The organism is Microvirga roseola (genome assembly GCF_020866965.1).
GTDB lineage: Bacteria > Pseudomonadota > Alphaproteobacteria > Rhizobiales > Beijerinckiaceae > Microvirga > Microvirga roseola.
The window spans coordinates 26,248-38,699 of the sequence record NZ_JAJATX010000013.1 but is presented as its reverse complement, the minus strand read 5'-3'; the positions used below and the strand labels follow the sequence as shown (position 1 = coordinate 38,699).

Below are 12,452 nucleotides of genomic sequence, written 5' to 3'. Positions count from 1 at the left end.
CAGCCTGCTTACTTAAGTCCTCATCCGAATTCACCGAGATCAAGCCATGCCCCGCGTCGCCACCATCGTCCGCAAGCCCGCCGTGAGGGCCGACCGTGTCGTCGATACGGTGACCCTGGACTACGCAGCCAGAAACCGCCGTCAGGCGGCGCTGAAGGGAGAGGGCGGCACCGAGATCGTGCTCGACCTCGACATGGAGACCACCATCAACGACGGCGACGCGCTGCGGCTGGAGGACGGAAACCTCGTGCAGGTGAAGGCGGCCTCCGAGAAGCTCCTTGAGATCCGGGCCGAGAATCCCCTGCGCCTCATGCGGCTCGCCTGGCATCTCGGGAGCCAGCACGGCCAGGCCGAGATCACCGCGGACGCAATCTATATCGAGGACAGCCCGGCTCTTGCCGAACTCGCCCGTGGGCAGGGCTGCACCGCAACCCCGGTGGAGCGCCCCTTCAAGCCGGAGCGCAGCGCCCATGTCTGCGATCATGACCACGGGCACGACCATCACCACCATCATGGCCATGGCCATGATCATGGGCACGCTCACGGCCATGGCCACGCGCACGACCATAAGCACGAGCACCACCATGACCATCATCACGAGCATGGCCCCGGCTGCGGGTGCGGTCATCACCACCACCACGGGCACAAGCACGATCACTGATCGGCTGAAAGCCTTTCCTGCCTTCTGAAAAGCCATGTCCAGGACGACCCGCGCCACGCTCGCTCTCCAGCAGGCGGGCGTTTCCTTCACGGTCCATTCTTACGACTACGACCCGAATGCGGAGCGCATCGGCCTGCAGGCGGCGGAGGCCATGGGGGCCGACCCCAACAGCGTCCTCAAGACCCTCATGGTCCTGGTCGACAACAAGCCCGCCTGCGTGGTCGTGCCCTCCGACCGGGAGGTGAACCTGAAGAAGCTGGCCTCAGGCCTCGGCGGCAAGGCGGCGCAGATGATGAAGCCCGTCGATGCCGAGCGCATCACCGGCTACCATGTCGGCGGCATCAGCCCCTTCGGCCAGAAGAAACGCGTGCCGACCCTGATCGAGCAATCGGCCTTCGAGCACGCGCAAGTCTTCATCAACGGAGGACAGCGCGGGCTTCAGGTGAAGCTGAGCCCGCAGGATGCGGCCAAGGTGCTGGACGCAAAGGTGGCGGGGGTGGTTTGAAAGGGCAGGGCCGTCGTCCTTCCAAAGCCGTGCGGCGAACTTGGGAGTCCATAACTGCCGAAGGCCAAACCGCGGACGTTTGATCCGGTCCGCGGTCCGAGATTCCGATGAAATCTCTAATTCACCGCCTGAAACTGGACCTCACCACCGTTCAAAAAGCACAGCTCATTGAAGAGCTTCAGGTCCAGCGGGTTCGGCAGCCGGACATCTCGAGCATCAGGGCACGGTTTCTTCGAAGGGTCGTACGAGCGGTGGATTTGAGCGATAAAGACCAAGATCATACCGCGATCCTGCGCAAATGATTTTAGCGCTTCAACCTGAACCCCCAATGCCGGGTTCTCACGCCCCTGATCGAGCAATTGCAGGTAGTCGATAACCACCAATGTGCCGCGAGGCGCTGCCGCCAGTGTCCTCATGATGTAGTCGGCATTGATGACATCAGAGCAATCGAGCTTGAACAGGTCATTGAATTGCGCCGGTTCCACCCCGATAACGCGAAAACGATCCAGGACATCTTTCTCTGTATATTCCAGAGTATAAAAGGCGCTGCGTTCTCCCGCCTTCATCGCTTCGACCGCAAGCTCAAGGCTCATCAAGGTTTTGCCTTGTCCCGGTCGCGCACCCACCAACACGAGATCTCCAGGCGCTAATTGCGCGAACGGCTTGCTGGCGGGCGTAAGCGAAGGGTATCCGGCAGCGAGCAGGCTCCAACTGCCAAACCCTTCGTGAAAGGCAACTTGGTCAAGCGCCTGGTGTAGCGGAATACTTTCCTGTCGGGACAGGAGCTTCGCTTTGCGCTTCAAGCGATAGATTGGAGCGGACAGCTTCATCGATAAACCTCCTATTGCGAGCAATACTTGCAATCCCTCCTTATGCTTGGTGCTCGAACAGTCGGTTCGATGATCGGATAGCCCTGTATGACTTGTACTTTCCCTGTGGAGGGGGGAGGCGTGGACCGCGCCGGAATCGGACTATAGCTCATGTGTTGCCGGTCGAAAACGCGCAGTGAGATACAAGGGCGAAATCCTGTTCATCGCGTTGCCACGTCCGGTGCATCCAATGCCCAGTGTTCGCACCAGGCTCTCCCGCGACGCCGCTCACACTTATTTTCCTTGAGATCCTCGTCCCCATATTGGAAAAGGCCTGCTCCAGGCGCCCCAAGCCCATAGCAACTCCGAGAGATGACCCAGAAATTCTTCACCGTTGCCCCCATGATGGAATGGACCGACCGGCACTGCCGTTCGTTCCACCGCGTCATGTCGCGCCGGGCGCGGCTTTATACCGAGATGGTCACGACCGGGGCGGTGATCCATGGGCCGCGGGAGCGGCTTCTGGGCTTCTCCAAGGCCGAGCATCCGGTGGCGGTGCAGCTCGGCGGGTCGGACCCGAAGGAGCTGGCGGAGGCTGCCCGGATCTGCGCCGATTTCGGCTATGACGAGATCAACCTCAATGTGGGCTGCCCCTCCGACCGGGTGCAGAACGGCCGTTTCGGGGCCTGCCTGATGCAGGAGCCGGTGCTGGTGGGCGATTGCGTCGCCGCCATGAAGGCCGTTGCCTCGCTTCCCGTAACGCTGAAGTGCCGCATCGGCGTGGACGAGCAGGATACGGAAGAAGCCCTGAACCGGCTCACCGAATGCGTCGTGGCGGCGGGCTGCGACGAGCTGACGGTCCATGCCCGCAAGGCCTGGCTGAAGGGCCTGTCGCCGAAGGAGAACCGGGACATTCCGCCCCTCGACTACGACCGGGTCTACCGGTTGAAGGCGGCGCGTCCCGACCTGCCCATCGCCATCAATGGCGGCATCAAGACCTGGGCCGAGATCCACGCGCACCTGCAGCATGTGGACGGCGTGATGCTGGGCCGCATCGCCTATCAGGAGCCGGAGATCCTTCTGGCCGTCGATTCCGAGCTCTACGGGGAGACCCCGCCCGTGGCGGATGCCTTCGAGGCCGTCGAGGCTTACGAGCCCTATGTCGCGGCCCGTCTGGCGGAAGGCGAGCGCCTGCACAACATGACCCGCCATATGCTCGGCCTCTTCACCGGACGCCCCGGCGCGCGGGCCTACCGCCGGCACCTGGCGACGGAGGCGGTCAAGCCGGGCGCGAACCTGCAGATCCTGCGGGATGCGGTGGCGCATGTGTCCCGGGGCGAGGCATCCCTGAAGGCGGCCGAGTAGGCCCTACTCCGCAGCCTCTTCCTTGCCCCGCAGGATCAGCCTGTTGCCCCGCACCTCGTAGGAGCCGAGGCGCTCCAGAAACGTCATGCCCAAAAGGTTGGCGTGCAGGACGCCGGGTCGGACGACGAGGGCCTGGACGTCGCGCTCCGTGATCGGGCCGATGGACATGGTCTCGATGGTGACGGGAGCGGCCAGCGCAGCGCCGTTGGCCGTCGAGACGGGAATGGAATAGTCCAGCGCCTCCGGGTGGAAGCCGAGGGAGGCGGCGTTCTCTGCGCGCAGGACAACGGTGCTCGCGCCCGTGTCGAAGATGAAGCGCGTCCCGCGTCCGTTCACCTGGCCCCTGACCACGAAGCTCCCATCGGTCCTGCGCGCCGCCACCGCTTCGGTGTCCGATACGGCGACCGTGCGGCCCATGGAGATGTCGCCGATGGCGCGATCGAGGGAGTTCAGGAGTTCGCCCCGGAAGACGTAGAGGACGAGGAAAGAGGCGAGGACACCGCAGCTGACGGCGATGGCCTGGACTCCGAAAGTCCAATGGCGGCGGAAACCCTCGACGATGCCCGCGGCCAGAATGAGGGCGACGCCGCCGAGGCCCAGAAGCATGGCCGTCTCCGACGGCGTAAGGCCTCCGATGCTGTCCTGCGCGAACAGGATGACCAGGATCGCAGCTGCGATGAGAAGGCTGCCTGCCCCGCGGATGCCCGGCATCACTCGGCCTTGCCGCGCTCGATGGCGAAGGCCTCACGCATCCGCTCAGGCAGCTCGTCCATGATCCGCAGGCGCTCCTCCTCCGTCATCCGGTACCAGCTCCCGATCTCCTCCCGCGTGCGGCCGCAGCCCTCGCAGAGGCCGGTTTCAGGATCGAGGGTGCAGACTCGGATGCAGGGGCTGGATGCGCGACTCATATCATCTTCATGTCGTCACGCTTCGAGCATGGTCAAGAGGCCGACCAGCGCGGCAATCTCTGCGACCTGCTGCGCCGCGCCCGCCATATCGCCCGTCTGCCCCCCGATATGCCGCTGCGCGAGTCGCATGAAGGCGAGTCCCGTCAGGCCGGACAGCGCCAGCATCAGGAAGATCCCGGTTGGAGGAAACTGCCCGAGAAGGCCGAGAATGACGGCGATGCCCCCTGCAAGGACGCTGGCGAACCAGAATGTCTCCGGCGTCGGCCGCCCCACCGCATAGGACGCGCCATCGGTCCGGGCTGGCGGCAGGAAGACCAGCAGCATGAGACCCGCCGTGCGGGAGAGCGAGGCGGCGATCAGGAGGGCGGCGAGGACGCCCGACCACTCGATGCGGGAGGCCAGCGTCGCAAGCGCCGCGATCCGCAGGGCCAGCGTGAGCATGAGAGCGGCGGCTCCGAAGGAGCCGATGCGGCTGTCCCGCATGATCTCGAGCCGACGCTGCTTCGTCGCGCCGCCGAAGCTGTCGGCCGTATCGGCAAGGCCGTCCTCGTGGAAGGCTCCGGTAGTGAAGGTCATGGTCGCGACGGAGAGGATTGCGGCGAGCCAGGGGCCGAGGTCGAGGAGGAGGGCGATTCCCAGCACAAGGGCCGGCAGAAGCCCGAGAACGACGCCGGCCAGCGGAAGGACACGGGCGAGGCGGGGAAAATCCGGCAGCGCATGGGGGCTCTGCTCCCAGGGCAGGGCAGGCACTGGAAGCCGGGAATAGAAGCGCAGGCAAGAGACGAGATCGACCGACAATTCCTGCCAGATGGCCTTTGGGCCGGTCTGCGTCTTTTCGATTTGCTCGGACATGCTTCACCCCGCGAGGAACCACCGTTATAGGTCACGCCTCCTCGCGTTCTGCAATGCCCGATGGGCCGGAGCCCTCCAATGACCGATCCCGTATCCTCGCCTTTCGACGATATCCGCCGCCTGATCACCACGATACCGGGCCCCGACGAGGCGGCCATCGAGGCGGTGCGGCTCCGGGACCGGCAATTGACGAAGCCCGCCGGCAGCCTCGGCCGCCTGGAATGGCTCGCCGAGTGGCTCGCGGCCTGGCAGGGCAAGCCCAATCCGACGGTGGATCGCCCGCTGGTCTGCGTCTTCGCCGGAAGCCACGGGGTGACCGCGAAGGGCGTGTCGGCCTTCCCGTCCGAGGTGAACCGTCAGATGCTGGAGAACTTCGCGGCAGGCGGGGCGGCGATCAACCAGATCTGCGCGGCCTATGGCCTCGGCTTCAAGGTCTTCGATCTCGCCCTCGATATGCCCACCGGCGACATCACCGAGGCCGAGGCCATGGACGAGAAGGCCTGCGTCGCCACCATGGCCTTCGGCATGGAAGCCATTGCCGGCGGCGCCGACCTCCTGGCCATCGGCGAGATGGGCATCGGCAACACCACCGTCGCAGCGGCGATCTATACGGCGCTCTATGGCGGGCCCGCCGAACATTGGGTGGGGCGCGGCACGGGGGTCGATGACGAGGGCCTGAGGCGCAAGGTCGCCGCTGTCGAGGCCGCCATCGCCCATCATGGCGATCATCTGAAGGACCCGCTGGAGGTGCTGCGCCGCCTCGGCGGACGGGAGATCGCCGCCATGGCCGGCGCGATCCTGGCGGCGCGGCTCCAGAAGATTCCGGTCATCCTCGATGGCTATGTGGCGACCGCTGCTGCGGCTGTCCTCCATGCCATCCATCCCTCGACCATCGATCATTGCGTCGCCGGGCACCTCAGCGCCGAGGGCGCACACCAGGATGTGCTCGCGCGCCTGGGCAAGATTCCGCTGCTCGCCCTTGGCATGCGGCTTGGCGAAGGATCGGGCGCAGCGCTGGCGGCTGGTCTCGTGAAGGCGGCTGCCGCCGTCCATTGCGACATGGCGACCTTCGGTCAGGCGGGAGTCTCCGAGCGTCTCAACTGACGATGGGACGCCGAAAGCCCTTTCGCCGCCCCCGGCCCCGCGTGATATCCTCGCTCGTCTTCGCGCTGACGCTCGCCGGCGGCGCGGCGCTCGTCCTCAAGCCGAAAGGGCGCACGCTGGAGGGCAGGGCGCATGTGGTCGACGGCGACACGATCCGCCTCGGGGATGCGAAGATCCGACTGAAGGGCATCGACGCGCCGGAGATGGAGCAGATCTGCTCGCGTTCCGGGCATGCTTATGAATGCGGCGAGACCTCCCGCAAGGCGCTGATCGCGATGGTGTCCGGGGAGACGGTCCGGTGCCGCGCCGCAGGCCGCGACCGCTACCGGCGGATCCTGGCGCGATGCACCGTGAACGGCAGCGATGTCGGAGCGCGGATGGTGGAACAGGGCTGGGCGCTTTCCTACGGGCGCGACTACGACCTGGAGGAGACCAGGGCTCGGGAGCGCGCCGTAGGCCTTTGGGCCGGCGAGTTCGAGCGTCCGCAGGACTGGCGTCGGCGGGGTTCGGCAGGCAGCTGAACGGAAGGGAGCGACGACGTGTCCGGGCGCAGGCGCCGGACCGATCCTCCCGAATCCTTGCTCCGATTCCCACCTAAGAGGAATGGATCCTACCCCCGATTTCCAGGACATCGTCCGTCAACTGAAGGCCTGCCGGATCTGCCGTGATGCGCCGCTTTACGGCGAGGCGCTGCCCCATGAGCCGCATCCGGTAATCCAGGGCAGCGCAACAGCCCGGCTGTGCATCGTCAGCCAGGCGCCCGGCACCAAGTCCCATGCCATCGGCATTCCCTTCCCGGACCGCTCCGGCTCACGGCTGCGCAACTGGCTCGGCCTGGACGAGACGACCTTCTACGACGCATCCCGCATTGCCCTCGTCCCGATGGGGGCGTGTTTTCCTGGTCAGAACGCCCGCGGCGGCGACTTGGCCCCGCGCAGGGAGTGCTCGGAGATCTGGCACGAGCGCATCTTCGCCGCTCTCCCCAGCCTGGAACTCGTTCTCCTGATTGGCCAGTACGCCCAGGCCCGGTATCTGGGCGAGGAATGCCGCGACGGGCTCACCGAAACCGTAAGACAATGGCGGAGGATCCTCTCCGATCCCCGAAAGCCCCGGATTCTGCCGCTTCCCCATCCGTCCTGGCGCAATAACGGGTGGATCAGGACCAATCCCTGGTTCGAGGAAGAGCTTTTACCCGTGCTTCGGGCGGAACTCCGCTCTATGTTCAAGCTCGAAACGGAGGAGCTTGAAGCATGAGCCTGACGACCCTGCGCTGCACCATCGACGGCCCGGTTGCGACTATCGCGCTCGCCCGGCCCGACAAGCTGAACGCTCTCAACGCCACCATGCATGCGGAACTGCGGGAGACGCTTGACCGCTGCGAGCAGGACGAGACGGTTCGCGTCGTAGTGCTGACAGGGGAGGGGCGTGCCTTCTCCTCCGGCCAGGACCTGACCGAGAACCTGCCGCGTGACGAGAATGGCCGGATCAATCTGGGGCCGGCGCTCACCCGCGACTACAACCCCCTCATCCTCAAGCTCGCCAATTATCCCAAGGTCACCATCGCAGCGCTCAACGGGCCGGCGGTAGGAGCCTCCATGAACATCGCACTCGCCTGCGATCTCGTGGTGGCGGTCCGCTCCGCTTACCTGCAGGAGGCTTTCGCCAAGATCGCCCTGATCCCGGATGCGGGTGGCACCTGGATCCTGCCCCGCCTCGTCGGCCCGAAACAGGCGCTCGCCCTCATGCTCACCGCCGATCCCGTTCCGGCGGAAGAGGCGCAGCGCCTCGGCCTCGTCTACAAGGTCTTCGAAGATGCCTCCTTCGCTCAGGACGTGGCGGGTTTTGCGGGAAAAATCGCGCAGGGGCCCGCGCTCACCTACCGGCTGATCAAGCAGGCCGTGGCGCAAAGCCTCTCCAGCGATCTCGAGACACAGCTGGAAACGGAGGCGAAGCTGCAGCGGGAGGCCGGCTACAGCAACGACTTCATGGAAGGGGTCACGGCGTTCCGCGAAAAGCGGGCTCCCCGGTTCGAAGGCCGGTAGGGAGGCCGGATCATGCGCCCCACCTACCTGATCCTCGGTCTCCTGACCCTGAGCATCGTGCTCGGCATCTTCATGTCGCGCGACCCGGAACATGCCGCGCGCATGTCGCAGATGTACCGAGAGGTCGCTTTCACCGGCGAGACGCGCCAGCTGGTCCTGACGTTCCTCGCCCTCGGCATTGGCGGGTTCATCGTCTATATGACGATGACGCGGCGGTAATGGAAGCGCGCCCGATCACGAAGCGGGCGCGCTCCTCGACGGGCATGCGCGGGATCTCGACCAGCTCATAGCCGCAATCGGTATAGGTCGTGACCATCGACTCGTAGGTCCGCACGGCCTCACCGAATGTCTGCTTGCGCTCGCCGTCCTGGGTGAAGATCTCCGGCCATGGCGGTGCGATGAAGACGAGGCGGTTGTAGCGGTAGAGGTCTGCTGCCCGTTGCAAATGCATCGGAACAGGCAGGCCGATCAGCCGCAGATAGCCGATGATGTCAGGGATGCCGCGGTCGAAGAAAACGAGACCTGAAGCATCCTGAGCCCAGTGATGGCAACGCATTTCCCAGCCGAGCATGAGCTCGGCATAGGCCGCCGGATCGCGCCATGGCAGCGCATAGCCTCCGATCCGCACCTGGTCCTGAATGATGCTCCGCCCGGCTTCCGGCGAGGTTGCATGGCCGGCCCGCCCCAAGGCCTCGATCAGGGTGCTTTTCCCCGATCCGGGCCCGCCCGTCAGCACGAACAGCTGTTCTGTCTTGTCGCTCACCGATCCTGCCCCAAAAGCGCCTCCCTCGGGAGGGAGCGCGCAAAACGTGCCGCTGAAGGGCGGATCGACTTGGGATCCCCGACCGGCCTATTTCTTTTCGAGCCGTGCGATCAGGCTCGACGTATCCCAGCGATTGCCGCCCATGCCCTGCACCTCGGCGTAGAACTGGTCGATAAGGGCGGTGACGGGGAGAAGTGCGCCGTTGTTGCGGGCTTCGCCCAGCACGATCGACAGGTCCTTGCGCATCCAGTCCACGGCAAAGCCGAAGTCGAACTTGCCCTGGTTCATGGTCTTGCCGCGGTTCTCCATCTGCCAGGAGCCGGCGGCGCCCTTCGAGATCACGTCGAGCACGGCCTCAATGTCGAGGCCGGCGCGCTTGCCGAAATGGATGCCCTCGGACAGGCCCTGGAGAAGGCCTGCGATGCAGATCTGGTTGACCATCTTGGTGAGCTGGCCTGCGCCCGGGGCGCCCATGAGGCGGCAGGCCCGCGCGAAGCTCATGATGACGGGCTCCGCCTTGGCATAGGGCTCGGCATCGCCGCCGCACATGACGGTGAGCACGCCATTCTCCGCCCCGGCCTGACCGCCCGAGACGGGCGCATCGATGAAGGCCGCACCCTTTTCCTTCGCGGCCGCATAGAGCTCGCGCGCAACTTCCGCGGAGGCCGTGGTGTGATCCACGAAGATCATGCCGGATTTCAGGGCATGGAAGGCGCCGTCCTCGCCGATGGTGACCTGGCGCAGGTCGTCGTCATTGCCGACGCAGGCGAAGACGATCTCCTGTCCTTCGGTCGCTTCACGGGGGGTCTTCGCGGCGCGTCCGCCGTTCTCGAACGCCCATTTATCGGCCTTCGAGGACGTGCGGTTGTAAACCGTCACCTCGTGGCCCTTGGCCTTGAGATGCCGCGCCATGGGATAGCCCATTACGCCCAGACCCAGAAAAGCAACCTTCGCCATCGTTCGCTCCCGTTTCGTCCTCCATGGTTCTATGGAGATGGGGCGCGAGGGTCAAACGGCTCTATTTGATATCGAACGGAAAATACTTCGCCCGGATGCGGTCGTAGGTGCCGTCGGCCTTGATCTGGGCGAGGGCGCGGTTGAGCCGGACCCGGAGTTCTTCGTCCTCCTTGCGCAGGCCGATGCCGTAGGATTGATGCCGGTACGCCGGCTCCTTGGGAGCGTCACCGAGGATATGGCAGCAAGTGCCCTCCCGGCTCTCCAGAAACCGCGTGAGCAGGCGCTTGTCGCCAAAGACGGAGTCGAGCCGGCCTACGAGCAAGTCGAGACTGGCCTCGTCCGGCTTTGAATAGAGCGCGATTTCGGAATCCTTGTAGAATTCCTTGAGATAGGCCTCATGGTCACTGCGGCCTGTGGTGCCGATCGTCTTCCCAGCCATGGCAGACGGGGAGACTTCACCCGGGGCCACATCCTTCGGACCGATGAAGATCGCCGGAATGCGGTAGTAGGAATCTGAAAACGCAATCTTCTTTCGGCGCCGCTCGGTGATCTCGAGCGAGGACATGATCGCATCGTATTCCTTGTCCAGGAGACCGCGCACGATGCCGTCCCACTCCCTGGGCACGAGTACGCATCCGGTCTGCATGACCTCGCAGAGGTTCTTCGCAAGATCGACCTCGAACCCTTGGAGCTCGTTGTTATCGCCGATGAAGTTGAAGGGCGGATAGGCTCCTTCGATCGCAATACGGATCTCGGGCTTCCTGACGGGCGTGACGGCTCCCGCAGATGGAAGCGCAAGGCACAGCCCGATGAGCAGGCCCGCCAGCAATTCTAGTCTTCGCCCCGAATACAATGCAATCACGGCCACCCAGCCCGAATAGTCCGGGCGATATTTCTTGAATCCCTTGTCGAGTCAAATGCCAGACTGTCTCACGACTACGGGATTACAGACACAGAGAGGCGCTCAGCCTCCCGTCACGCTCATGTGGCGGCTCAAGGCAGGGCGGGCATGGCGCCGGTCGATGACGAAGTCGTGGCCTTTCGGCTTGCGGGCGATGGCGTCGGCGATGGCCTGTCGCAGCATTGCGTCATCCCCGGAGGCGCGCGCCGGCGTCCGCAGATCGGCGGCGTCTTCCTGGCCCAGGCACATGAAGAGCTGGCCCGTGCAGGTGAGGCGGACCCGATTGCAGCTTTCGCAGAAATTGTGGGTCAGCGGCGTGATGAAGCCGAGCTTTCCGCCCGTTTCCCTGACGCGAACGTAGCGGGCGGGACCTCCGGTGCGCTCGTCGGTCTCATCCAGGGTATAGCGCTGGGCAAGGCGGGTCTGCACGTCGGAGAGGGACAGGAACTGGTCGATGCGGTCCCCGTCAATTTCCCCCAGAGGCATCACCTCGATGAGGGTGAGCTCCATGCCGCGGCCGTGGGCCCATTCCAGGAGCGCCTCGATCTCGTCCTCGTTCACGCCCTTGAGCGCAACGGTGTTGACCTTGATCTGGAGGCCCGCCTTCTGAGCGGCGTCGAGGCCATGCATGACCTTCGCCAGGTCGCCCCAGCGTGTAATCTTCCGGAACTTGTCCTCGTCCAGCGTGTCGAGGGAGAGATTGATCCGCTTGACGCCGCAGGCGGCAAGCTCCGCCGCGTGGCGGGCAAGCTGAGAACCGTTGGTCGTGACGGTCAGCTCGTCGAGAGCGCCCGATGCCAAGTGCCGGGAGAGGGAGCGGAACAGGGTCATGATATCCCGCCGCACCAGGGGCTCGCCCCCGGTGATGCGCAGCTTGCGCACCCCTTGCGCCACAAACACGGAGCAGATGCGGTCGAGCTCCTCCAGGGTCAGGAGGTCGCGCTTGGGCAGGAACGCCATGTCCTCGGACATGCAATAGACGCAGCGGAAGTCGCAGCGATCCGTCACCGAGACCCGCAGATAGGTGATGGCGCGGCCGAAGGGGTCCAGAAGAGGCCGGGCGGATTCGTTATCGTGCCGCTGGGGCGGGGGTCCCCACATCGATGAGGCCATCCTTATCGTTCTTGTGCGAAAGCTTGCTCTAAACTTAGTGTTAGCGCAGCTAGCGTCAAATCACGAACCCACGAAGAGGTTTTGCCCGATGACACCCGAACGCTGGCCGACGGAGCTGCGGCTCGCCAAGGACAGGCGCAGCCTGCGCGTCGCTTTCGACGACGGAAGTGCCTTCGACCTGCCCGCCGAGTATCTGCGCGTCACAAGCCCCTCGGCGGAGGTCCAGGGGCACAGCCCGGCCGAGCGCAAGACGGTGCCCGGCAAGCGCGACGTGGCGATCATCGGCGTCGAGCCCGTGGGCAACTACGCCGTGAAGCTCGTCTTCGACGACATGCACGACACGGGCATCTACGGCTGGGATTATCTCTACCGCCTCGGAGCGGAGCAGCCGCAGAAGTGGCAGTCCTATCTCGACGAACTGGCGGCCAAGGGGCTGTCGCGCGATCCGGTCCGGCGATGAAAAAAGGCCAGC

General features: G+C 64.9%; 17 protein-coding genes. 9 read left to right on the top strand and 8 right to left on the bottom strand.

What is annotated here, in order from left to right:
• Positions 1-46: 46 nt before the first annotated feature.
• Both LG661_RS10490 and ybaK read left to right on the top strand, forming a co-directional pair.
• Positions 47-661 carry an urease accessory protein UreE gene (locus LG661_RS10490; RefSeq protein WP_230531832.1) on the top strand — a complete coding sequence of 205 codons (615 nt, stop codon included), beginning with the start codon at positions 47-49 and terminating at the stop codon, positions 659-661.
• Positions 662-695: 34 nt separating this feature from the next.
• Positions 696-1,166: a Cys-tRNA(Pro) deacylase gene (ybaK, locus tag LG661_RS10485; protein WP_230531831.1), complete on the top strand. Its 471-nt coding sequence runs from the start codon at positions 696-698 to the stop codon at positions 1,164-1,166.
• Positions 1,167-1,282: 116 nt separating this feature from the next.
• Here ybaK and LG661_RS10480 read toward each other — a convergent pair whose 3' ends face one another.
• Positions 1,283-1,996: a DNA helicase gene (locus tag LG661_RS10480; protein WP_230531830.1), complete on the bottom strand. Its 714-nt coding sequence runs from the start codon at positions 1,994-1,996 to the stop codon at positions 1,283-1,285.
• Positions 1,997-2,347: 351 nt separating this feature from the next.
• Here LG661_RS10480 and dusA point away from each other — a divergent pair, with 351 nt between their 5' ends.
• The gene (dusA, locus tag LG661_RS10475; RefSeq protein ID WP_230531829.1) at positions 2,348-3,340 is read left to right on the top strand and encodes a tRNA dihydrouridine(20/20a) synthase DusA; all 993 of its coding nucleotides are present in this window, start codon (positions 2,348-2,350) and stop codon (positions 3,338-3,340) included.
• A 3-nt stretch (positions 3,341-3,343) separates the two neighbouring features.
• On the opposite strand, the gene LG661_RS10470 is transcribed toward dusA, so the two are convergent.
• From LG661_RS10470 to cobS, 3 genes are read right to left on the bottom strand one after another with little or no spacing between them, the layout of a single operon-like run.
• On the bottom strand, positions 3,344-4,051 hold the full coding sequence (locus tag LG661_RS10470; protein ID WP_230531828.1) for a TIGR02281 family clan AA aspartic protease: 708 nt from the start codon (positions 4,049-4,051) through the stop codon (positions 3,344-3,346).
• Entirely contained in the window at positions 4,051-4,248 is a 198-nt protein-coding gene (locus LG661_RS10465; protein ID WP_230531827.1) for a DUF1289 domain-containing protein, read from the bottom strand. Before LG661_RS10465 ends, LG661_RS10470 begins: the two co-directional genes overlap by 1 nt.
• A gap of 15 nt (positions 4,249-4,263) precedes the next feature.
• Entirely contained in the window at positions 4,264-5,100 is an 837-nt protein-coding gene (cobS, locus tag LG661_RS10460) for an adenosylcobinamide-GDP ribazoletransferase (protein WP_230531826.1), read from the bottom strand.
• Between the two features lie 78 nt (positions 5,101-5,178).
• Between cobS and cobT the strand changes: the two genes are divergently transcribed.
• The 5 genes from cobT (at position 5,179) to LG661_RS10435 (ending at position 8,465) form a co-directional block, all read left to right on the top strand.
• Positions 5,179-6,204, top strand: coding sequence for a nicotinate-nucleotide--dimethylbenzimidazole phosphoribosyltransferase (cobT, locus tag LG661_RS10455; RefSeq protein WP_230531825.1), 1,026 nt, complete (start codon positions 5,179-5,181; stop codon positions 6,202-6,204).
• 2 nt (positions 6,205-6,206) lie between these two features.
• Positions 6,207-6,725, top strand: a complete 519-nt coding sequence (locus LG661_RS10450) for a thermonuclease family protein (RefSeq protein ID WP_230531824.1) — start codon at positions 6,207-6,209, stop codon at positions 6,723-6,725.
• Positions 6,726-6,807: 82 nt separating this feature from the next.
• The gene (locus tag LG661_RS10445) at positions 6,808-7,458 is read left to right on the top strand and encodes a uracil-DNA glycosylase family protein (protein WP_230531823.1); all 651 of its coding nucleotides are present in this window, start codon (positions 6,808-6,810) and stop codon (positions 7,456-7,458) included.
• On the top strand, positions 7,455-8,246 hold the full coding sequence (locus LG661_RS10440) for an enoyl-CoA hydratase-related protein (protein WP_230531822.1): 792 nt from the start codon (positions 7,455-7,457) through the stop codon (positions 8,244-8,246). The genes LG661_RS10445 and LG661_RS10440 overlap by 4 nt, the downstream gene beginning before the upstream one ends.
• A gap of 12 nt (positions 8,247-8,258) precedes the next feature.
• Entirely contained in the window at positions 8,259-8,465 is a 207-nt protein-coding gene (locus LG661_RS10435; RefSeq protein WP_230531821.1) for a hypothetical protein, read from the top strand.
• Here LG661_RS10435 and LG661_RS10430 read toward each other — a convergent pair.
• The 4 genes from LG661_RS10430 to moaA form a co-directional block, all read right to left on the bottom strand.
• On the bottom strand, positions 8,434-9,009 hold the full coding sequence (locus LG661_RS10430) for an AAA family ATPase (RefSeq protein WP_230531820.1): 576 nt from the start codon (positions 9,007-9,009) through the stop codon (positions 8,434-8,436). The two genes, LG661_RS10435 and LG661_RS10430, sit on opposite strands and share 32 nt — an antisense overlap.
• An 87-nt stretch (positions 9,010-9,096) precedes the next feature.
• On the bottom strand, positions 9,097-9,999 hold the full coding sequence (locus tag LG661_RS10425) for an NAD(P)-dependent oxidoreductase (protein WP_268995449.1): 903 nt from the start codon (positions 9,997-9,999) through the stop codon (positions 9,097-9,099).
• Positions 10,000-10,027: 28 nt separating this feature from the next.
• Complete coding sequence (locus tag LG661_RS10420) at positions 10,028-10,795, bottom strand: transporter substrate-binding domain-containing protein (protein ID WP_230531818.1); 768 nt, start codon at positions 10,793-10,795, stop codon at positions 10,028-10,030.
• A gap of 135 nt (positions 10,796-10,930) precedes the next feature.
• Positions 10,931-11,968, bottom strand: coding sequence for a GTP 3',8-cyclase MoaA (gene moaA, locus LG661_RS10415; RefSeq protein WP_230531817.1), 1,038 nt, complete (start codon positions 11,966-11,968; stop codon positions 10,931-10,933).
• A 100-nt stretch (positions 11,969-12,068) separates the two neighbouring features.
• Between moaA and LG661_RS10410 the strand changes: the two genes are divergently transcribed.
• Positions 12,069-12,440 (top strand): gamma-butyrobetaine hydroxylase-like domain-containing protein, encoded by a 372-nt coding sequence (locus LG661_RS10410; protein WP_230531816.1) that lies wholly within the window; start codon positions 12,069-12,071, stop codon positions 12,438-12,440.
• Positions 12,441-12,452: the final 12 nt, after the last annotated feature.

Coding starts and splice junctions, on each gene's coding strand:
- LG661_RS10490 (WP_230531832.1), top strand. CDS start 47: ATGCCCCGCGTCGCCACCATCGTCCGCAAGCCCGCCGTGAGGGCCGAC.
- ybaK (WP_230531831.1), top strand. CDS start 696: ATGTCCAGGACGACCCGCGCCACGCTCGCTCTCCAGCAGGCGGGCGTT.
- LG661_RS10480 (WP_230531830.1), bottom strand. CDS start 1,996: ATGAAGCTGTCCGCTCCAATCTATCGCTTGAAGCGCAAAGCGAAGCTC.
- dusA (WP_230531829.1), top strand. CDS start 2,348: ATGACCCAGAAATTCTTCACCGTTGCCCCCATGATGGAATGGACCGAC.
- LG661_RS10470 (WP_230531828.1), bottom strand. CDS start 4,051: ATGCCGGGCATCCGCGGGGCAGGCAGCCTTCTCATCGCAGCTGCGATC.
- LG661_RS10465 (WP_230531827.1), bottom strand. CDS start 4,248: ATGAGTCGCGCATCCAGCCCCTGCATCCGAGTCTGCACCCTCGATCCT.
- cobS (WP_230531826.1), bottom strand. CDS start 5,100: ATGTCCGAGCAAATCGAAAAGACGCAGACCGGCCCAAAGGCCATCTGG.
- cobT (WP_230531825.1), top strand. CDS start 5,179: ATGACCGATCCCGTATCCTCGCCTTTCGACGATATCCGCCGCCTGATC.
- LG661_RS10450 (WP_230531824.1), top strand. CDS start 6,207: ATGGGACGCCGAAAGCCCTTTCGCCGCCCCCGGCCCCGCGTGATATCC.
- LG661_RS10445 (WP_230531823.1), top strand. CDS start 6,808: ATGGATCCTACCCCCGATTTCCAGGACATCGTCCGTCAACTGAAGGCC.
- LG661_RS10440 (WP_230531822.1), top strand. CDS start 7,455: ATGAGCCTGACGACCCTGCGCTGCACCATCGACGGCCCGGTTGCGACT.
- LG661_RS10435 (WP_230531821.1), top strand. CDS start 8,259: ATGCGCCCCACCTACCTGATCCTCGGTCTCCTGACCCTGAGCATCGTG.
- moaA (WP_230531817.1), bottom strand. CDS start 11,968: ATGTGGGGACCCCCGCCCCAGCGGCACGATAACGAATCCGCCCGGCCT.
- LG661_RS10410 (WP_230531816.1), top strand. CDS start 12,069: ATGACACCCGAACGCTGGCCGACGGAGCTGCGGCTCGCCAAGGACAGG.